Below are 19,043 nucleotides of genomic sequence, written 5' to 3' on the forward strand. Positions count from 1 at the left end.
GGCCTACTGAGGGCCTATAGCTCAGTTGGTTAGAGCAGGGGACTCATAATCCCTTGGTCGTAGGTTCGAGTCCTACTGGGCCCACCAAACAAGAAAGCCGCGCAATGCGCGGCTTTTTCGTGTCTGTTGGATAAACTCAATCGCGACGAGCGCCTGCCGAAACATCACTCAGTTGGCGAAATTCTCGATCCTGACCTGGCCCTCAGGAAAGGTCGCGATAATTTCCAGTTCGCCGCCCATGGCGCGGATGTAGTTTCGCAAGGTGCTGATGTACATGTCTGTGCGCCGCTCCATTCTGGAGATCGCTGCCTGGTTGACGTGCAACGTCTTGGCCAGCGTTTCCTGACTCAGCTCCTGGGCCTTACGCAGCTCGTGCAGAGGCATTTCTTTCAGGTGCTGCTGGAACAACCGCTCTGCGTTAGCCCGAGACTCCGGCGTCATGCGAGCTTGAAGTTCAGCAAATTTTTTAGCCATCGTTGCGGCCCTCTTTACGCAATGTTTCCAAATGGTCGTCATACAATGTTTCCGCCTGCGGGACATGCTCGTCATACCAACGGTTTCGACCGGTTTTGTCCCCTCCGATTAAAAGTAACGCGCATCGGCGTGGATCAAACGCATAGAGCACACGATAAGGCCGACCCGCATGCTGGACCCGCAACTCTCGGAGACTGCCCAGTCGCGAGCCTTTAATATCGCTGCTATGCGGGTAACGCAGACCCGGCCCGAAAAACCCCAGCAGATCGACGCTGGCTGAAACCGAGGCTTGCTCCTTTGCATCCAACCCCTCCCACCAACCTTCAAATTCATCGGTGTATTCAATCTCCCAGCCCATACCAATATGCCACCCAAGGAATATGATCTCAAGGGAATAACTCTAGGCTTTAACGGCCGTGCGACCACCTTGGTTGCCAATGAAATTGTTAACGAGGGTTTCTGGTGGATCTGGGTGTTCGGGGCTTCCAATCTTCATAAGCGCACATCACCCTCAACTAGTCAGAAGCAACAGTTAACGCAGGAATGGCCTGCACTGATCGCAGCCGTTCAAGCATTTCACCAGTCCTTACGACCTCATACGTATCCGCGGCCCTACCCCACTGCTCCACGATGACCATGCCGTCTACCAGCGCACTTGCCAGTCCAGTAATCGTCTCGGCCAATTCCTCTACGATCGTTTGAGTCCGGAGCCACACACGATCAGTAATCTCTTTCAGCTCAGCCGTGATGCGGTCAGATGAAGCCAGATCCGTATCGGGGTAGGAGATATTGCGCAGCAAGTGCCGCAATTCCCTTATTTTTGCGTAATCCTGTTCCGCCCCAAGCTCTCCTTTGAGGATGGCTGTCGCTTTCGACTTATCGACGATTTTTTTGGGCGAAGGCTTTGAAGCTAATGTCTGCCCCATAGCGCCAGCAAACAGGACCATCATCCGAGCTTCCAGATGTCCCCTCATGGCTTCCATCGACGAAATCGACCGCGCCAAGCTTATGGACGCCCCGCCTTGATGCCTTAAGTCCATGGTCACTGTCAGGGTGACGCCGCCCGTTTCAAACCCCAAGGCTCGGGCAATGACGTAGTGCGCCATTTCGTGATTGGCAATCTGCAACGCACGTTCCCGTACAGCGGGCGGCATTTTCTTTGTCATTTCCATCGCCTCGCATCCCTCGATTTCGCATTCGACTACGAGTGCCTGTTGCTGTCCATCCTATCGTCCTGTTGATGGCGTAGCGCTCAGCTATCGCCATAGGAAGGACAGACGGGTCAGTTCGCTCAGCCAAAAAAGCCGCGCAATTGCGCGGCTTTTTCGTACCTGCGTTTCAGACTTTACTTCGGCAATGCATACGCAATCACGTAGTCCCCTCGATCCGTCGACTGACGCGCGCCGCCAACGGTGAGCAGGATGTACTGCTTGCCGGTCTTGGGTGAAACGTAAGTCATCGGGCCGGACTGGCTGCCGACGGGCAAGCGGGCTTTCCAGATTTCGTTGCCGCTGCCGGTATCGAAGGCGCGCAGGTAGAAGTCCTGGGTGCCGGCGAAGAACAACAGGCCCGACTGGGTGGCCAGGGAAGCGCCGAGAGTCGGCATGCCGATCGGGATCGGCAGGTGCATGCGGATGCCCAGCGGGCCGGTGTCTTGCACGGTGCCGACCGGGACTTGCCACATCAGTTTGTGGGTTTTTAGGTCGATGGCGGACATCGTGCCGAACGGTGGTTTCTGGCACGGAATGCCGGCCGCGGAGAGGAAGCGTTCGCGCATCGCACCGAACGGCGTGCCTTCCTGTGGCACGACGCCCATTTCGATACCACTGGCCCCGGCGGCGATCTTGTTGCGCGGGATCATGTAGTTGGCCAGGCCCAGGCGCATGTCGTTGACGAACATGTAATTCGTATTCGGATCAACCGAGACGCTGCCCCAGTTCATACCGCCCAACGAGCCCGGGAATTGCAACGCACGGTCCATGCCCGGCGGGGTGTAGACGCCTTCATGGCGCATGCCTTTGAACTGGATGCGGCACATCAACTGGTCGAACGGTGTCGCGCCCCACATATCGGACTCGGTCAGTGTCTTGTTGCCGATTGACGGCATGTCCACCGAGAACGGCTGGGTCGGCGAGTAGCGTTCGCCGGGCACGTTGCCCTGAGGCACCGGGCGCTCTTCGACGTGTGCGATCGGCGCACCGGTTTCACGGTTGAGCAGGAATATCTCGCCCTGCTTGGTGACTTGCGCCAAGGCTGGCTGCATTGCTCCCTTCTCATCAGGTACGTCGTACAGCAGCGGTTGTGCAGGTAGGTCGAAGTCCCACAGATCATGGTGGATGGTCTGGAAATGCCAGCGCACTTGACCGGTCTTCACGTCGATGGCGACGATGGACGAGTTCCACTTGTCGTCGAATTCCGTACGCTGACCGCCGAAGAAGTCCGGGGTGGCGTTGCCGGTTGGCAGGTAAACCAGACCGAGTTTGGCGTCGTAGGACATGGCCGACCACACATTCGGCGTGCCACGGGTATAGGTCTCACCGGCCGGAGGACGTTTGGTGGTGTTCGGATTGCCCGGATCCCACGCCCACATCAGATCACCACTACGCACGTCGTACGCACGGACTACTCCTGGTGGTTCTCCGGTGGAATAGTTATCGGCCACGCGACCACCGACGATTACCACGTCACCTGCGACCAACGGGGTCGAAGTTTGCTGGTAGTAGCCGGGTTTCACTTCGCCCATATCTGTTTTCAGGTCGACGGTGCCTTTGTCGCCAAAGGCTTCGCAGGGTTTGCCGGTTTCAGCATTGATTGCGATCAGACGCGCATCGCCGGTCGGCAGAAACAGACGTTTCGTACAAGCGGTTGGCTGATTGTCCAAAGGTGCGGGAGTTTCGGAGTAACCCAGACCCCGGCAGCGTTGCCAGTTTGGCGCAGAGCCCTGCGGGTCGAACTTCCAGCGCTGGGCGCCGGTGTCGGCATCGAGGGCGAAAACTTTGCCGTAGGCGGTGCAGGTGTAGACCGTGTCGCCGATTTGCAGCGGCGTGTTCTGGTCTTCAGCCCCGGCGCCAGTACTTTGCGGGATGTCGCCGGTGCGGAAGGTCCAGGCCACCTGCAATTTGTCGATATTGCCCTTGTTGATCTGGTCCAGCGCGGCAAAGCGGTTGCCAGCGGTGGTATTGCCCCAATGGGCCCAGTCTTTCTGCTCGGAGCCAGGCGCGACTGGTATCACCGCAGGTTCACTGCTGGCCTTGATCACGTGGGTCGGCACAAACATGTAGGCCAGCGTTGCGACGACACCCACGCCCAGAATGCCGGCCAGGCCGTAAGCGCCACGGCCTGCGGTCGCACCCGAAGCACGCACCAGCGTCGGATAGACCAGCGCGACAACCAGACCGATCACGGCAAACGTCAGCACCCGCGAGACCAACGGCCAGTATTCCAAACCGGTGTCCCACACCGCCCAGATCGCGGTAAGGATCAACGCCAAGCCATACAACAACGCCCCCTGCGGCTTACGACGGGCGATCATCAACCCGGAAACCAGCATCGCCAGGCCCATCAGCAGGAAATACCCACTACCGCCGAGCGAGACCAGATAGCCGCCGCCACTGGCCAGGCCGAGCCCGATCAACGCAATCAGGACACCCAGCCCCAACAGCAACCATTTGCCGCCGCCGGCAGCCCCAGAATTATTCATGTCGGAAATTTTCCCCATTTGTGACAAGCGCGGAATAATGTACCACCTAGTTACTTATGGCAAATTGTCGCAGGCGAAAATCGACTGAACGGTACTGAGGCGAGATCAACCATCCGCGGTGCGAAATGTGCCTGTAACATGCCAACCCATTGATCTGTGCCGCTGGAGACGACCCTTGCCTGACACCCGCCCGCCCGTTCTTGACGAAATCGACCGCCAATTGATTGCAGCCCTGCAGATCAATGCCCGCGAGAGCGTAGCCATGCTCGCGCGACAATTGGGCATCGCCCGCACCACCGTGACTTCGCGGCTGGCACGGCTGGAAAAGGCCAAGGTGATCACCGGTTACGGCGTGCGTTTGGGTCAACGTGTCGTGGATGGCGGCTTGCAGGCGTACGTCGGGATCACGGTGCAACCGCGCTCGGGCAAGGAAGTGTTGCGACGTCTTAGCGCGATGGCTCAGGTGCAGCAGTTGTGCGCGGTCAGTGGCGAATTTGATTACGTGGCGTGGCTGCGCACCGATTCACCTGAGCAGCTGGATCAGTTGCTGGATCAGATCGGCAGTGTGGATGGGGTGGAGAAGACGACTACGTCGATCATCTTAAGTAGCAAGATTGATCGGGGGCAGCCGGTTTAATCCAATCTGTTCGTCACGCTCGTCAAATTGCAGCATTAACAAGCAAAACGACGACACATTGCGTCTTATTAACGTGTTCTACGCTCTCTAGAATGGCTGCCATCTTTTCCTATACTCAGACGCGCATGCCGCGTCCGGTCGCCAGCAAGGTCAGCCATGAACAAGAACAATCGCCATCCTGCAGACGGTAAAAAACCAGTCACCATTTTCGGTCCGGACTTTCCCTTCGCCTTCGACGACTGGATCGAGCACCCGGCCGGTCTGGGCAGCATCCCTGCGCACAACCATGGCGCTGAGGTCGCGATCGTTGGTGCCGGTATCGCAGGCCTGGTGGCTGCGTACGAATTGATGAAACTGGGCCTCAAACCCGTCGTCTACGAAGCCTCGAAAATGGGCGGTCGTCTGCGCTCCCAGGCATTCAACGGCGCTGAAGGCATCATCGCCGAGCTCGGCGGCATGCGCTTCCCGGTGTCGTCCACTGCGTTTTATCACTACGTCGACAAGCTTGGGCTGCAAACCAAACCTTTCCCGAACCCGCTGACACCTGCCTCGGGCAGCACGGTGATCGACCTCGAAGGCCAGACTCATTACGCACAGAAACTGGCGGATCTTCCTGCACTGTTCCAGGAAGTCGCCGACGCCTGGGCCGATGCGCTGGAAGCCGGTTCGCAGTTCTCTGACATCCAGCAAGCGATCCGCGATCGCGATGTGCCGCGCCTCAAAGAGCTGTGGAACACCCTCGTTCCGCTGTGGGACGACCGCACTTTCTACGACTTCGTGGCCACCTCCAAAGCCTTCGCCAAACTCTCGTTCCATCACCGCGAGGTGTTTGGTCAGGTCGGTTTCGGTACCGGCGGCTGGGACTCGGACTTCCCGAATTCGATGCTGGAAATCTTCCGCGTGGTCATGACCAACTGCGACGATCACCAACACTTGGTGGTCGGCGGCGTCGAACAAGTGCCGTTGGGGATCTGGCGTCATGTGCCGGAACGTTGCGTGCACTGGCCAGAAGGCACCAGCCTCAGCTCCCTGCACAACGGCGCGCCGCGTACCGGCGTGAAAAAAATTGCCCATGCGGCAGACGGGCGCTTTGCCGTCACCGACAACTGGGGCGACACCCGCGAATACGCAGCGGTGCTGACCACCTGCCAGAGCTGGCTGCTGACCACCCAGATCGAATGCGATGAGACCCTGTTCTCGCAAAAGATGTGGATGGCCCTCGACCGTACGCGCTACATGCAATCGTCGAAAACCTTCGTGATGGTCGACCGGCCATTCTGGAAGGACAAGGACCCGGAAACCGGCCGCGACCTGATGAGCATGACCCTCACCGATCGCCTGACCCGTGGCACCTACCTGTTCGACAACGGCGACGACAAGCCAGGCGTGATTTGCCTGTCGTACTCGTGGATGAGCGACGCGCTGAAAATGCTCCCGCAACCTGTGGAAAAACGCGTGAAACTGGCGCTGGATGCGTTGAAGAAGATCTATCCGAAAGTCGACATCGCGGCGCGGATCATTGGCGATCCGATCACCGTATCCTGGGAAGCCGACCCGCATTTCCTCGGTGCTTTCAAGGGCGCCCTGCCCGGCCACTACCGTTACAACCAGCGCATGTACGCGCACTTCATGCAGGCTGACATGCCGGCCGAGCAGCGCGGGATTTTCATCGCCGGTGACGATGTTTCGTGGACGCCTGCGTGGGTTGAAGGTGCGGTGCAGACCTCGCTCAATGCGGTGTGGGGCATCATGAAACACTTCGGCGGTGAAACTCACACCGAGAACCCGGGTCCAGGAGATGTGTTCAACGAGATCGGCCCGATCGCCCTGCCCGAGTAAGAGGAATCCGAAATGCGCGTAGCCCTTTACCAATGTCCACCGCTGCCCCTGGATGTCGCCGGCAATCTGCAACGCCTGCATCAATTGGCGCTGGAAGCCAAGGGCGCGGATTTGCTGGTGCTGCCGGAGATGTTTTTGACCGGCTACAACATCGGCCTCGACGCGGTCAGCGTGCTGGCGGAGGTGCACAACGGTGAGTCGGCGCAGCAGATCGCGCGCATCGCCAAGACGGCCGGGATCGCCATTTTGTATGGCTACCCCGAGCGCACCGAAGACGGTCAGATTTACAACGCCGTGCAGTTGATCGACGCCAATGGCGAGCGCCTGTGCAACTACCGCAAGACTCACCTGTTCGGCGACCTCGATCACTCGATGTTCAGCGCCGGGCCGGATGAGTTTCCGCTGGTTGAACTCAATGGCTGGAAGCTCGGCGTCCTGATCTGCTACGACCTGGAGTTCCCGGAAAACGCCCGACGCCTGGCCCTGGCCGGCGCCGAGCTGATTCTGGTGCCGACGGCGAACATGATTCCTTACGACTTCATTGCCGACGTCACCGTCCGCGCCCGGGCTTTCGAAAACCAGTGCTATGTGGCTTACGCCAACTATTGCGGCAACGAAGGCGAGATCCAGTATTGCGGCCAGAGCAGCATCGCCGCGCCGGATGGCAATCGCATCGCCCAGGCAGGCCTTGATGAAGCACTGATTGTCGGCGAGCTGGATCGGCAGTTGATGGTCGATTCCCGCGCCGCCAATCGCTACTTCCTCGATCGCCGTCCCGAGCTTTATGGCGAGCTGAACAAGCGCTGACCACCCGTAATCCGCTAGCATTAGCGCTTCTCTGCTCTGGAAGTGCTCATGCCTGCGCTGAATCACCCCCGCCTTCACACTGAAATCCTGGCCAACGGTCTGCGGGTGACGCTGCGTCATGCTCCCGATTTAAAGCGCAGTGCTGCGGCGTTGCGCGTCGCGGCGGGCAGCCATGACGTGCCGCTGGCCTGGCCCGGGCTGGCGCACTTTCTCGAGCACCTGCTGTTTCTCGGCACGGAGCGTTTTCCTGCGAGCCAAGCACTGATGGCCTACGTCCAGGGTCATGGCGGCCAGGTGAATGCGCGGACCAGCGAACGCACCACAGACTACTTTTTCGAGTTGCCGCCTCAGGCGTTTACCGGGGGACTGGAGCGCCTGTCGGACATGCTCGCTCATCCGCGTATGAATCAGGACGATCAGCGGCGGGAACGGGAAGTGCTGCACGCAGAATTTGTCGCCTGGTCGCGGGATACGACCGCTCAACAGCAATTCGCGCTGTTCGACAGTCTTTCAGCGGCGCATCCGCTGCGGGCGTTTCATGCTGGCAACCGCTACAGCCTGCCGGTGCCGCAACCTGAGTTTCAGCAAGCCTTGCAGGGTTTCTATCAGCGGTTTTATCAGACCGGGCAGATGACCTTGAGCCTGGCCGGGCCGCAGAGTCTCGATGAGTTGAGGGCGATGGCTCAGCGCTTTGGCGCTGCTATTCCCGTAGGGGAAAAGGTCCCGCAACAAGCGCCTACATCGCTGATGGATTCTTCGGACAAAAGTTATCAACAAGCTGCAGCGCGTCGACTGGATCTGCTGTTTGCCTTCGACGCGTTGCCCGATTCATCGCCCGAGGCGCTGGCGTTCCTGTGTCATTGGCTGAACGCCGCGAAACCCGGTGGCCTGCTGGCGCAATTGTACGAGTGCGGGCTGACTGACAGCCTCAAAGCTGCGCCGTTGTATCAGTTCGCCGGCCAGGCTTTGTTGCACATCGAGTTCACGTTGCCTGCCAACGCGACGCCCAACGGGATCCGCGAGCGGCTACTGGATTGGCTTGGATTCTTTGCCTCACAGCAACCCTGGACCGGGTTGCGCGAAGAATACGCCGCCCTGCTGCAACGTCAGCAGCAAGTCAGCGGTGCCCTGCAACTGGCCCGACTCGACAGTGAACAGCGTGAAGCCGGGTTATCCGAATCGGGTATTGCAGCCCTCAAGGAAGTCCTGAAACAAATCGGCGCTGTGGATAACTTCACCGGCCAATGGCAACTGCCCACACCTAATCCGTTTTTACGCGCCGAGGCTCCGGCCCCGAGTGCCGGACTGATCCGCGGCCAGACCAGCAAACACCGAGGTTTGCGGACCTTTGCCCAGGATCGCTCACGCGGTCGTCGTGAACGTTCGCCCATGCAGTTCAGTCAGGCGTTGCCCGATAACAGTGTCGAAGGTGCCGTTTACTTGCGCTGGCGTCTGGACTCGGCCCCTCGCAGCAATGTTCAGACGAGCCTGGAAAACCGCCTTCAGCCGTTGCGTGAAGACGCTCGTCAGGCAGGTGTCTATTTTTCCTTCAGCGCATCGGGCAATGAATGGCTGCTGAAAATGACCGGGCTACAGGAGCCGATGCCGACCATCCTCGAGCACGCGCTGAAAGAACTGACAAAACCTGGTGACAATTTCTCGCAGGAAGAGCCGAGCGTTGCGTTGATGCCGATTCGACAGTTGCTTAAAGCGCTGCCCGATCACTGCCTTGAGGGCACCGCTGACTCGGACGACTTGATGCAGCTTTGGTCAAGCGCACGCTGGGATGGTCTGGCGACCGGCCTTTCCGCCCAGACACAAGCGGCGATGGGGCTTGCCTTGAGTCGTGTGCCCGGCGCTGCGGACAATCAACTGACGCCGCCCTCCCCGATAAACGCGCAGCATCTGTGGAGCGCGGTCGATACCGGGTCCAGCGAACACGCCTTGTTGCTCTTCTGCCCGACCGCAACCGCGGACATCGCTGACGAAGCCGCCTGGCGCTTACTGGCTCACGTCTGCCAGACGCCGTTTTACCAACGCCTGCGGGTAGAACTGCAGCTCGGTTATGCGGTGTTCAGTGCCCTGCGGCAGATCCATGGACAGACAGGATTGTTGTTCGGCGTGCAATCACCCAGCGTCGCCCCTCTGGATCTGCTGGAACACATCGAACATTTCCTGCGTGGATTAGCCGGGATGATCGGCGACATCAATGACCAGACTTTCATCGAGCAGCGCCAGGCGCTGGCCGATCAATTCGATAGCGCGGCGCTGCCCAATGCGCAGGCCGCCGAACTGCTTTGGCAGGGCAAACTGGCCGGCCGCTCGTCGGATTATCTGGAGCTTCTACCTCAGACGATTCTGACGATCGACCGTGAAACGTTACTGGCCGCAGTACAACGACTGAATCAGGCCGAAGGCGGTTGGCGCTGCCTGGCCAGCGGACCGTGCCCGGCCTCGCCTTGGCAAGCGGCAAAATGATCATTACCGGTGCTGCAATTAGCTTTCTCAAAGATTCCCGGCCAATCGCCCTGTAATTTTGAGTAACATAGCCACCTAACTATCTGAACATCTCCGGCTGGAGGTGGACTATATGTATAGATCTCAACTGTCCCATCACCTGAAGGAGCGCTTCTATGTCCTGGTCCAAACCTGCTTACACCGACCTGCGTATCGGCTTTGAAGTCACCATGTACTTCGCAAGCCGCTAATCTTTTTGTAGCGCAGTGCAACGCCTCGGCTCGCCGAGGCGTTTTTATTTTCAGTTTTCGAATGATGGAGCGGCCATGTTTGTCCAGATTCTAGGTTCCGCCGCCGGCGGTGGTTTCCCCCAGTGGAACTGCAACTGCGTGAACTGCGCCGGTTTTCGTGATGGCAGCCTGAACGCCAAGGCGCGGACCCAGTCGTCCATCGCGATTTCCGATAACGGCGTGAACTGGGTGTTGTGCAACGCATCGCCGGACATCCGCGCCCAGCTCCAGAGCTTCGCCCCGATGCAACCGGGCCGCGCCCTGCGCGATACCGGCATCAACGCGATCATCCTGATGGACAGCCAGATCGACCACACCACCGGCCTGCTCAGCCTGCGCGAAGGTTGCCCGCACCAGGTCTGGTGCACCAACATGGTCCACGAAGACCTGAGCACCGGTTTCCCGCTGTTCACCATGCTGACCCACTGGAACGGCGGGCTGACCTGGAACCAGATCGAGCTTGACCGCAGCTTCACCATCCCGGGCTGCCCGAGTCTGCGTTTCACCCCGCTGCCGTTGCGCAGCGCCGCACCACCGTACTCGCCGCACCGTTTCGACCCGCACCCGGGCGACAACATCGGCCTGATCGTTGAAGACCTCAACACCGGCGGCAAACTGTTCTACGCACCGGGCCTGGGCAAGGTCGACGCACCGCTGCTGGAGATCATGGCGGGCAGCGATTGTCTGCTGGTGGACGGCACGATGTGGGATGACGACGAAATGCAGCGCCGTGGTGTCGGCACCCGCACCGGTCGTGAAATGGGCCACCTGGCGCAGAACGGCCCCGGCGGCATGCTGGAAGTGCTGGAACAGCTGCCCAACCAGCGCAAAGTACTTATCCACATCAACAACACCAACCCGATTCTCGATGAGGATTCGCCAGAGCGTGCAGAACTGGCTCGGCGTGATGTTGAAGTGGCGTATGACGGCATGAGTATTGTGCTGTAGGGACATCGAGACCGCTGCGCGGTCTATCGCCAGCAGGCTGGCTCCCACAGGGGAATGCGATCAACTGTGGGAGCGAGCTTGCTCGCGATGAGGCCGGCCCTGACACCAAAGAATCCACCGGTCGTACCCGGAGAACCGAAATGACTGACACAGCAATGTCCCCCGTCGAGTTCGAAGCAGCCCTGCGCGCCAAGGGCGTCTATTACCACATCTATCATCCGTATCACGTGGCGATGTATGAAGGCCGGGCAACGCGCGAACAGATCCAGGGCTGGGTGGCCAACCGCTTCTACTATCAGGTGAACATTCCACTCAAGGACGCCGCGATCCTCGCCAACTGCCCGGACCGCGAGATTCGTCGCGAGTGGATTCAGCGTTTGCTCGACCACGACGGCGCCCCCGGCGAAGACGGCGGCATCGAAGCCTGGCTGCGTCTTGGGCAAGCGGTCGGCCTCGACCCGGATCAGCTACGCTCGCAAGAATTGGTACTGCCCGGTGTACGTTTTGCCGTCGATGCCTACGTCAACTTCGCCCGCCGTGCCAGTTGGCAGGAAGCCGCCAGCAGCTCGCTGACCGAACTGTTTGCGCCACAGATCCACCAGTCGCGGCTGGACAGTTGGCCGCAGCATTACCCGTGGATCGATCCGGCTGGTTACGAGTATTTCCGCACGCGTCTGGGTCAGGCGCGTCGCGACGTGGAACACGGCTTGGCAATCACCTTGCAGCACTACACGACGCGGGCCGGTCAAGAGCGCATGCTGGAAATTCTCCAGTTCAAACTGGACATTCTTTGGAGCATGCTCGATGCCATGAGCATGGCCTACGAACTGAATCGCCCGCCGTATCACAGCGTGACCGAGCAACGGGTCTGGCATAAAGGAATCACCTTATGAGTTTTGATCGCAGCAGGACCCCGACCTGGCGTCCCGGCTACCGCTACCAGTACGAACCGGCGCAGAAAGGTCATGTGCTGCTCTACCCGGAAGGCATGATCAAACTCAACGAAAGCGCCGCGCTGATCGGCGGTTTGATCGACGGCGAACGTGACGTCGCTGCGATCATCGCCGAACTGGACGCGCAGTTCCCCGGCGTACCCGAGCTCGGTGACGACATCGAGCAATTCATGGAGGTCGCCCGTGCTCAGCACTGGATCGAACTTGCCTGATTCCGCGTCAGACAAGTTACCGCCCAAACCGGAAATTGGCCTGCCGCTGTGGCTGCTGGCCGAGCTGACCTATCGCTGCCCGCTGCAATGTCCGTATTGCTCCAATCCGCTGGACTTCGCCGAGCAAGGCAAAGAACTCAGCACTGAGCAGTGGATCAAGGTCTTTCGCGAAGCGCGGGAAATGGGCGCGGCGCAGTTGGGCTTTTCCGGCGGTGAACCGCTGGTGCGCCAGGACCTCGCCGAGCTGATCACCGAGGCTCGCATGCTGGGTTTCTACACCAACCTGATCACCTCGGGCATCGGCCTGACCGAGCAGAAAATCAGCGACTTCAAAAAGGCCGGCCTGGACCACATTCAGATCAGCTTTCAGGCCAGCGACGAGCAAGTGAACAACTTGCTGGCCGGCTCGAAAAAAGCCTTCGCCCAGAAGCTGGAAATGGCCCGTGCAGTGAAAGCCCACGGTTATCCGATGGTGCTGAACTTCGTGACCCATCGGCACAACATCGACAAGATCGACCGGATCATCGAGCTGTGCATCGCCCTTGAGGCGGACTTCGTCGAACTCGCCACGTGCCAGTTCTACGGTTGGGCGCAGCTCAACCGGGTCGGTCTGTTGCCAACCAAGGAACAACTGGTCCGCGCCGAACGCATCACCAACGAATACCGCGCCAAACTCGAAGCCGAAGGGCATCCGTGCAAGCTGATATTCGTCACCCCCGACTATTACGAAGAACGCCCGAAAGCCTGCATGAACGGCTGGGGCAGTATTTTTCTGACAGTCACGCCGGACGGAACCGCCCTGCCCTGTCACGGTGCCCGACAGATGCCGGTGCAGTTTCCCAACGTGCGCGACCACAGCATGCAGCACATCTGGTACGACTCGTTCGGCTTCAACCGCTTTCGCGGTTACGACTGGATGCCCGAGCCATGCCGTTCCTGCGACGAGAAAGAAAAAGACTTCGGCGGCTGTCGCTGCCAGGCATTCATGCTCACGGGGGACGCGAGCAACGCCGACCCGGTGTGCAGCAAATCGGAACATCACGGCGTGATCCTCAAGGCTCGCGAAGAAGCCGAACACGCGACCCAGACCATCGAACAACTGGCCTTTCGCAATGAACGAAATTCACGACTCATCGCTAAAAGCTGAACCCTTCAGCGCTGCCAAGGCTGTTGCGGCCGGCATCGACTTCGCCGAGTTGCAGGTCGGCCCACATGGCTTGTTCTGGAACGAGTACCGCCCCGAGGACGCCGCCTGCCGGATCTGGCATTGGCGTGACGGACAGGCACATTGCCTGACGCCAGCGGGCTTCAGTGTGCGCAGTCGGGTGTACGAATATGGCGGTGGCGCGTTCTGTCTGACCGATGACGGGATAGTGTTCGTCAACGAGGCGGACCAACAGCTGTATCGGCAGTCGCTTGCCGGCGAGACACCTGAGTTACTGAGCTCAGGCGAATGCCGATACGGCGATCTGCAGTTCGCTAACGGGCAGGTATTGGCGGTTGAAGAAAACCGCGACCGGCATCGTCTGGTGGCTATCGATGTGGCTGACGGTACACGTCATCTGCTGGCCGAAGGCGCCGACTTCTACGCCGCGCCGACGTTGAGTCCCGACGCGCAACGACTGGCGTGGATCGAGTGGAGCCGCCCGGATCAGCCATGGACCGCGACTCGCCTGATGGTTGCCGAACGCCAGAACGACGGCCGTTTTGCTATGCCGCGTTGCGTGGCGGGCGAAGACGCTGAGGAATCACTGCAACAACCGAGATTCGATACCAGCGGCCGTCTGTTTTGCCTGACTGATCGCGGCGGCCACTGGCAGCCTTGGGTGGAATCGGCAGACGGTCTGAGCCCGCTGCCGAGTGCCGCCGCTGATCATGGGCCAGCGCCATGGCAGCTGGGTGGCTGCACCTGGTTGCCGCTGAGCGAAGGCGGCTATCTGGCGAGCTGGACCGAAGACGGATTTGGCAGACTGGGTCTTTGTGGTGACGCCGGTGAAGATTTCACCGGCGATTACAGCCGCTTCCGCTCTCTCGCACTGGATGAGCAGTTCATTTACTGCATCGCCGCTTCGCCAGTCAGTTCATCGGCAGTCATTGCCATCGACCGCCAGACCCGGCAAGTCAAAACACTGGCTGGCGGTATTGCACCGTTGCCTGCCGAGCAGATCAGCGTCCCGCAAACCCTGCGCTACCCGAGCGGTTCGGGCGAAGCACACGGATTCTTCTATCCAGCAATGACCGGTGACGCGAAACCGCCTCTGGTGGTGTTTATCCATGGCGGCCCGACTTCGGCCTGCTACCCGATGCTCGATCCGCGCATCCAGTACTGGGCGCAACGTGGCTTCGCCGTGGCCGACCTCAACTACCGCGGCAGCAGTGGCTATGGCCGGGCTTATCGACAAGCGCTGCATTTGAGCTGGGGCGAAGTGGATGTGGAGGATGCCTGCGCAGTCGTCTCTTATCTTGCCGAACGCGGACTGATCGACGGCAACAAGGCGTTTATTCGCGGCGGCAGTGCTGGCGGCTACACCACACTGTGCGCGCTGGCCTTTCACACAGTCTTCCGCGCCGGCGCCAGCCTGTATGGCGTCAGCGATCCTGTGGCGCTGGGACGGACGACTCACAAGTTCGAAGGCGATTATCTGGATTGGCTGATTGGTGATCCGGTGCAAGATGCCGAACGCTACGCCGCTCGAACGCCGTTGCTGCACGCGGGCAACATCCGTGTGCCGGTGATTTTCTTCCAGGGTGAACTGGACGCCGTAGTGGTGCCGCAACAGACCCGCGATATGGTCACGGCATTACAGGACAACGGCATTCTGGTTGAAGCGCATTACTACGCCGACGAACGCCATGGCTTTCGCAAGGCCGGCAATCAGGCCCATGCGCTGGAGCAGGAGTGGTTGTTTTATCGAAGGGTGATGGAATTGGCGGACTGAAGTCTGCGGCCCGTGCAGGAATTGTGTCGCCCCATTCGCGAGCAGGTCGAATCGTCGCACCGTCGCTCTCACAATGGATCTGTGGTGTACAGAAATCCCTGTGGGAGCGAGCCTGCTCGCGAAAGCGATCTATCTGACGCCAAGAAACTCAACGCTTGGCGATGATGTACACCGCATGCACGATCCCGGGGATGTAACCGCACAGCGTCAGCAGAATATTCAGCCAGAACGCCCCGGCGAAACCGACTTGCAGAAACACACCCAGTGGCGGCAACAGAATGGCGATGATGATGCGAATAAAGTCCATGGGGTCAGCTCCTGATTAAAGTTGGCTCGCGTGAGCCCTACAGCTAATCGACCTTTGCCGTTTGTCAGGGTTCAGTGCGGCTCTTCAGGCCAGTATCTCAAGACCGTGTTTCTGAACGATGCTCAGCAACTTCAACGCCATTCCGCTGGGGTGCTTGTCTCCCGATTCCCATTGTTTAACCGTCGAGGCGCTGGTGTTCAGATAACGCGCGAACACTGGCTGGCTTACGTTGTTGCGTTCACGTAGCGCTTTGATCTGCTCGGCCGGGATCGCGTCCGGAACCGTTGCAAGACATGACTCATCGAATTCGCGCATGGTTGCCTTGCTGATTGCACCGATGGCAAACAAGGCACTGGCTGACTCGTGTATCGATTCCGACATTTCACTTTTGAATTTTTTACTCATGAGATATCTCCACAAACTCCTTCATATCCAGCAAGCGCTGGATTTCCATCTCGGTCAGCCCTCCATACGTCTTGGCTAACTCGCGCAAGTCGGCCAACTGCCTCGGACTGATATTGCTCTGGTCTTTCTTGGCATACAGAAACTGATAAACCCAGTAACGGCCACCTCTGGCCAAAACAATCAACCGATGGCGGTTGGCATTCAAGCGCTTCTTCCAGACCCCGCCGCCGAGATTGTCCGCCTGGCCATTGAGCATTTCGGTGAATGCTTCCCGAAGCTCGTCGTCATCGATCCAGGCCTTCCCGACCTGCATCGAAAAGCGTTTCGTTTTGAACAACCTTGGTGACATTGGCATCCCGTCCACAAAACATACCACCCAGTGGTATAGAAATCAAAGCCAGCTCCACCAACATATTGTTTCGCTGGCACCGGCACTCCTTGCCGACACCCTCTAAAAAGCCATTGATCCCACTACCGCTCAAGCACTGAAATGCATTTGGCAAAACGCAGAGACAAAAAAACGCCCCACGCCAAAAGAATCAGGCATGGGGCGATGCGTTATACCGCGAGACGGTTCGGTAATTCGTGTAGGGCGGGTCTGATCAGACGGCAATCCCTTTGCGGCACTGCAGTTGCGCAGTGCGCACGCGGGAGAAGGCGCGGGCCAGGCGCAGGAGCATTTCGTCGATATTGGCTTTGCTGACGGTCAGGGCCGGGGTAAAGCGCAGGCAGTCAGGCTGCGGAGCGTTGAGCAGCAAGCCTTCGTACAGCGCCGCTTTGACGACGGCGTCAGCCGATTCGTCGGACAAGGTAAGACCCCAGAACAGTCCTTGTCCGCGCAACTCGCCATGACCATAGCGATGGGATAAACGCTGCAGACCTTCGCTCAGGTGCTGACCGGTTTCCCCGACATGATCGAGAAACCCCTTGTCCTGCACGCTGTCGAGGACGGCAAGCCCGGCAGCCGTCATCAGCGCGTTGCCATGATGAGTTCCGGTCACTTCGCCAATGTCGAAACAGCAGGCTTTGCCCCGCGCCAACAACGCTGCCAATGGCACGCCACCGCCCAGCCCTTTACCCAGAACAACGATATCTGCCCGTACGCCGTAGGATTGTTCGGCGAGCAAAGTGCCGCAACGACCGATACCGGTTTGCACTTCGTCGAAGATCAGCAGAATACCCAGCTCACGGCACAGGCGCTCGACCCCTTTGAGGTAATGCTCGGTGGCCGGTACCACCCCGGCTTCGCTCTGGATCGGCTCGAGCATGATCGCCACGGTCTGGGCATCGACGGCCGCATGCAAGGCCGCAAGATCATTGAACGGCACGTGACTGAAGCCTGGAAGCAGCGGCTCGAATCGGTTAGTCAGATTCGAACTGTCCGACGCCGAAATCGTCCCCAGACTACGACCATGGCAGCCGTTGTTGGCAACGATAATCCGCGAAGCCCCGCCGCGATGCCGTTGGCCCCATTTTCGCGCCAGTTTGATCGCCGCTTCACAGGCTTCGCTGCCACTGTTGAGCAGGTACGCCTGATCACTGCCGGTGCTGGAACACAGTCGCTCAGCAAGATTGAGCATGCCGCGGTTATGCAGGCCGAAACCGGGGTTGATCAACGACTGAGCCTGCGCCGCGATGGCGTTGACCAGAACCGAAGGGCTGTGTCCGAGGCTATTGGCCCCGCCACCCTGTGAGAAATCCAGATAAGCGCGGTCATCGCTGTCCCACAACCATGAGCCCTGGCCGCGCACGAATATCTGTTTCGGTCGCTCGACACTGGGCATCAGGCACTCGCTGGAAAGATTGTCGCCTTGGGACGGCAAGAAGGCGTCCACGGCCAGGTCATCAAGACTCGGTGGATTGCGCCGCAAGCTGAACAAATTCATCTGATCAAACCTCGTGCGAGGTTTTTTGCCTTACCTATGTAAACACCATCGAAGCAAACGGTATTCATCGCGCTCTGTGGCCCTGTAAGCCTTGTTAATGCGGTTAGACTAGGCTCAGCCAAGGCCTTGAGCCATTTCGATTTCCCAGCATTTTCGATAAGCACACCTTATGGATTTCAAGCAACTGCGTTATTTCGTCGCGGTCTACGAAGAAGGTCATGTGGGCCGGGCTGCCGAGCGGCTTTCAATCTCCCAACCGGCGCTGTCCCAGCAGATCCGCCACCTCGAGCAAAACCTCGATGTGAGCCTGTTCGAACGCAGCAGCAAACGTCTGCTGCCCACCCTGGCTGCTCATACTTTGTACAACCATGCCCTGCCCTTGCTGGATGGGTTGCAGCGGGCACGGGAAGCCTTGGGCAACTTCAAGGGCCAAGCACTGCGCACGTTGGCCATCGGCGTATTGCAAACTGTCCACACCAGCCTGGTGCCGCAGATGCTCGAACGCGTGCGCAAGGCGCAGCCGCATTTGGTGGTGCAGATCTATGAACTGGCGGGGCTGGAAATCGAGCGGCGCTTGCTCAACGGCTCTCTGGACATTGGCATCAGCTATCTGCCGCCTCGTCAGCCGGGGTTGCACGGCGTGATGCTGTACGAAGACGAGCTGACCCTGGTCATCCCGGCGGATCACCCGTTGCGGGAATTCAAGAAAGTCTCGATGAGTCAGGCCGCCGAATTGCCGATGTTGCTGCTGGGTGAAGAGTTTCAGGTGCGGCAGATCTGGCAGGCGCAACTGGCCAATCTGGGACGACGTCCGCAGGTACAGGCAGAACTGAACAACATGGCGGGGATTCTCGACAGTTTGCCGCACACGCGACTGGCGACGGTGTTGCCCGGACGCTCGCAACAGGCACACGGCAACAAGGAACTGTTGTGGAAACCATTGAGCGAGCCGAGGGTGCCGCTGAAAGTTGGTTTGGTGTGTCGGGACGTGCAGCGGCAACAGGCCTCTCTGGCCTTATTGCGTACGTTGCTGGAGGAAGTAATGAATGGCTCGGAGGGGCGTTTGAGCAGCCCGGCAACGCGGGATGAAATGAGCTGAGCACTTTTCTGCAGGCAAAAGAAAACCCCGCCGAAGCGGGGCTTTGCAGACTGTTTCCCTGACATCCATTTCACTCCGCCGTCCTGGCAG

At 59.3% G+C, this 19,043-nt stretch carries 19 protein-coding genes and 1 tRNA gene; 12 read left to right on the plus strand and 8 right to left on the minus strand.

Features of this window, described 5'->3' with window-relative positions; all coding sequences use genetic code 11:
* Positions 1-10: 10 nt before the first annotated feature.
* Positions 11-87, plus strand: a tRNA-Ile gene (locus tag AC3IUE_RS29590).
* Between the two features lie 81 nt (positions 88-168).
* Here the strand turns inward: AC3IUE_RS29590 and AC3IUE_RS29595 are convergent.
* From AC3IUE_RS29595 to AC3IUE_RS29610, 4 genes are all read right to left on the minus strand, one after another.
* The gene (locus AC3IUE_RS29595; RefSeq protein ID WP_056741296.1) at positions 169-474 is read right to left on the minus strand and encodes a helix-turn-helix domain-containing protein; all 306 of its coding nucleotides are present in this window, start codon (positions 472-474) and stop codon (positions 169-171) included.
* Positions 467-832 (minus strand): type II toxin-antitoxin system RelE/ParE family toxin, encoded by a 366-nt coding sequence (locus tag AC3IUE_RS29600; RefSeq protein WP_489264458.1) that lies wholly within the window; start codon positions 830-832, stop codon positions 467-469. Before AC3IUE_RS29600 ends, AC3IUE_RS29595 begins: the two co-directional genes overlap by 8 nt.
* A 157-nt stretch (positions 833-989) precedes the next feature.
* A complete protein-coding gene (locus tag AC3IUE_RS29605) occupies positions 990-1,640 on the minus strand; it encodes a peptidase M41 (RefSeq protein WP_489268985.1) in 651 nt (216 codons plus the stop codon).
* A 179-nt stretch (positions 1,641-1,819) separates the two neighbouring features.
* Positions 1,820-4,174, minus strand: a complete 2,355-nt coding sequence (locus tag AC3IUE_RS29610) for a glucose/quinate/shikimate family membrane-bound PQQ-dependent dehydrogenase (RefSeq protein WP_489264459.1) — start codon at positions 4,172-4,174, stop codon at positions 1,820-1,822.
* A gap of 175 nt (positions 4,175-4,349) precedes the next feature.
* Here AC3IUE_RS29610 and AC3IUE_RS29615 point away from each other — a divergent pair, with 175 nt between their 5' ends.
* The 10 genes from AC3IUE_RS29615 to AC3IUE_RS29660 all read left to right on the plus strand — a co-directional run bounded on the left by AC3IUE_RS29615 (position 4,350) and on the right by AC3IUE_RS29660 (position 15,256).
* On the plus strand, positions 4,350-4,811 hold the full coding sequence (locus AC3IUE_RS29615; RefSeq protein WP_007980298.1) for an Lrp/AsnC family transcriptional regulator: 462 nt from the start codon (positions 4,350-4,352) through the stop codon (positions 4,809-4,811).
* Positions 4,812-4,967: 156 nt separating this feature from the next.
* Entirely contained in the window at positions 4,968-6,650 is a 1,683-nt protein-coding gene (locus tag AC3IUE_RS29620; RefSeq protein ID WP_489264460.1) for a flavin monoamine oxidase family protein, read from the plus strand.
* Between the two features lie 12 nt (positions 6,651-6,662).
* On the plus strand, positions 6,663-7,457 hold the full coding sequence (locus AC3IUE_RS29625; RefSeq protein ID WP_489264461.1) for a carbon-nitrogen hydrolase family protein: 795 nt from the start codon (positions 6,663-6,665) through the stop codon (positions 7,455-7,457).
* 48 nt (positions 7,458-7,505) lie between these two features.
* On the plus strand, positions 7,506-9,935 hold the full coding sequence (gene pqqF / locus AC3IUE_RS29630) for a pyrroloquinoline quinone biosynthesis protein PqqF (RefSeq protein ID WP_489264462.1): 2,430 nt from the start codon (positions 7,506-7,508) through the stop codon (positions 9,933-9,935).
* 155 nt (positions 9,936-10,090) lie between these two features.
* On the plus strand, positions 10,091-10,165 hold the full coding sequence (gene pqqA, locus AC3IUE_RS29635; protein WP_009045898.1) for a pyrroloquinoline quinone precursor peptide PqqA: 75 nt from the start codon (positions 10,091-10,093) through the stop codon (positions 10,163-10,165).
* 75 nt (positions 10,166-10,240) lie between these two features.
* Positions 10,241-11,152, plus strand: coding sequence for a pyrroloquinoline quinone biosynthesis protein PqqB (pqqB, locus tag AC3IUE_RS29640; RefSeq protein ID WP_489264463.1), 912 nt, complete (start codon positions 10,241-10,243; stop codon positions 11,150-11,152).
* 140 nt (positions 11,153-11,292) lie between these two features.
* The gene (gene pqqC / locus AC3IUE_RS29645; RefSeq protein ID WP_489264464.1) at positions 11,293-12,045 is read left to right on the plus strand and encodes a pyrroloquinoline-quinone synthase PqqC; all 753 of its coding nucleotides are present in this window, start codon (positions 11,293-11,295) and stop codon (positions 12,043-12,045) included.
* The gene (gene pqqD, locus AC3IUE_RS29650) at positions 12,042-12,317 is read left to right on the plus strand and encodes a pyrroloquinoline quinone biosynthesis peptide chaperone PqqD (protein WP_056741288.1); all 276 of its coding nucleotides are present in this window, start codon (positions 12,042-12,044) and stop codon (positions 12,315-12,317) included. The genes pqqC and pqqD overlap by 4 nt, the downstream gene beginning before the upstream one ends.
* A complete protein-coding gene (gene pqqE, locus AC3IUE_RS29655) occupies positions 12,310-13,464 on the plus strand; it encodes a pyrroloquinoline quinone biosynthesis protein PqqE (protein ID WP_489264465.1) in 1,155 nt (384 codons plus the stop codon). Before pqqD ends, pqqE begins: the two co-directional genes overlap by 8 nt.
* Positions 13,430-15,256: a S9 family peptidase gene (locus tag AC3IUE_RS29660; RefSeq protein ID WP_489264466.1), complete on the plus strand. Its 1,827-nt coding sequence runs from the start codon at positions 13,430-13,432 to the stop codon at positions 15,254-15,256. Before pqqE ends, AC3IUE_RS29660 begins: the two co-directional genes overlap by 35 nt.
* A gap of 148 nt (positions 15,257-15,404) precedes the next feature.
* Here the strand turns inward: AC3IUE_RS29660 and AC3IUE_RS29665 are convergent, their stop codons facing one another.
* From AC3IUE_RS29665 to AC3IUE_RS29680, 4 genes are all read right to left on the minus strand, one after another.
* A complete protein-coding gene (locus tag AC3IUE_RS29665; RefSeq protein ID WP_007904205.1) occupies positions 15,405-15,563 on the minus strand; it encodes a YqaE/Pmp3 family membrane protein in 159 nt (52 codons plus the stop codon).
* An 84-nt stretch (positions 15,564-15,647) separates the two neighbouring features.
* Positions 15,648-15,968, minus strand: coding sequence for a helix-turn-helix domain-containing protein (locus AC3IUE_RS29670; protein ID WP_489264467.1), 321 nt, complete (start codon positions 15,966-15,968; stop codon positions 15,648-15,650).
* Positions 15,961-16,317, minus strand: a complete 357-nt coding sequence (locus AC3IUE_RS29675; RefSeq protein WP_489268988.1) for a type II toxin-antitoxin system RelE/ParE family toxin — start codon at positions 16,315-16,317, stop codon at positions 15,961-15,963. The genes AC3IUE_RS29670 and AC3IUE_RS29675 overlap by 8 nt, the downstream gene beginning before the upstream one ends.
* 253 nt (positions 16,318-16,570) lie before the next feature.
* Complete coding sequence (locus AC3IUE_RS29680) at positions 16,571-17,854, minus strand: aspartate aminotransferase family protein (RefSeq protein ID WP_489264468.1); 1,284 nt, start codon at positions 17,852-17,854, stop codon at positions 16,571-16,573.
* A 169-nt stretch (positions 17,855-18,023) separates the two neighbouring features.
* Here AC3IUE_RS29680 and AC3IUE_RS29685 point away from each other — a divergent pair, with 169 nt between their 5' ends.
* Complete coding sequence (locus tag AC3IUE_RS29685) at positions 18,024-18,953, plus strand: LysR family transcriptional regulator (RefSeq protein ID WP_489264469.1); 930 nt, start codon at positions 18,024-18,026, stop codon at positions 18,951-18,953.
* Positions 18,954-19,043: the final 90 nt, after the last annotated feature.

Source organism: Pseudomonas sp. GL_093 (assembly GCF_057837605.1).

What these genes read in the sequence shown, in the direction of transcription:
- AC3IUE_RS29595 (WP_056741296.1), bottom strand. Translation starts at nt 474, where the DNA reads ATGGCTAAAAAATTTGCTGAACTTCAAGCTCGCATGACGCCGGAGTCT.
- AC3IUE_RS29670 (WP_489264467.1), bottom strand. Translation starts at nt 15,968, where the DNA reads ATGAGTAAAAAATTCAAAAGTGAAATGTCGGAATCGATACACGAGTCA.
- pqqD (WP_056741288.1), top strand. Translation starts at nt 12,042, where the DNA reads ATGAGTTTTGATCGCAGCAGGACCCCGACCTGGCGTCCCGGCTACCGC.
- AC3IUE_RS29665 (WP_007904205.1), bottom strand. Translation starts at nt 15,563, where the DNA reads ATGGACTTTATTCGCATCATCATCGCCATTCTGTTGCCGCCACTGGGT.
- AC3IUE_RS29660 (WP_489264466.1), top strand. Translation starts at nt 13,430, where the DNA reads ATGAACGAAATTCACGACTCATCGCTAAAAGCTGAACCCTTCAGCGCT.
- AC3IUE_RS29605 (WP_489268985.1), bottom strand. Translation starts at nt 1,640, where the DNA reads ATGACAAAGAAAATGCCGCCCGCTGTACGGGAACGTGCGTTGCAGATT.
- pqqF (WP_489264462.1), top strand. Translation starts at nt 7,506, where the DNA reads ATGCCTGCGCTGAATCACCCCCGCCTTCACACTGAAATCCTGGCCAAC.
- pqqB (WP_489264463.1), top strand. Translation starts at nt 10,241, where the DNA reads ATGTTTGTCCAGATTCTAGGTTCCGCCGCCGGCGGTGGTTTCCCCCAG.
- AC3IUE_RS29685 (WP_489264469.1), top strand. Translation starts at nt 18,024, where the DNA reads ATGGATTTCAAGCAACTGCGTTATTTCGTCGCGGTCTACGAAGAAGGT.
- AC3IUE_RS29620 (WP_489264460.1), top strand. Translation starts at nt 4,968, where the DNA reads ATGAACAAGAACAATCGCCATCCTGCAGACGGTAAAAAACCAGTCACC.
- AC3IUE_RS29675 (WP_489268988.1), bottom strand. Translation starts at nt 16,317, where the DNA reads ATGTCACCAAGGTTGTTCAAAACGAAACGCTTTTCGATGCAGGTCGGG.
- AC3IUE_RS29600 (WP_489264458.1), bottom strand. Translation starts at nt 832, where the DNA reads ATGGGCTGGGAGATTGAATACACCGATGAATTTGAAGGTTGGTGGGAG.
- AC3IUE_RS29625 (WP_489264461.1), top strand. Translation starts at nt 6,663, where the DNA reads ATGCGCGTAGCCCTTTACCAATGTCCACCGCTGCCCCTGGATGTCGCC.
- AC3IUE_RS29680 (WP_489264468.1), bottom strand. Translation starts at nt 17,854, where the DNA reads ATGAATTTGTTCAGCTTGCGGCGCAATCCACCGAGTCTTGATGACCTG.
- pqqC (WP_489264464.1), top strand. Translation starts at nt 11,293, where the DNA reads ATGACTGACACAGCAATGTCCCCCGTCGAGTTCGAAGCAGCCCTGCGC.
- AC3IUE_RS29610 (WP_489264459.1), bottom strand. Translation starts at nt 4,174, where the DNA reads ATGAATAATTCTGGGGCTGCCGGCGGCGGCAAATGGTTGCTGTTGGGG.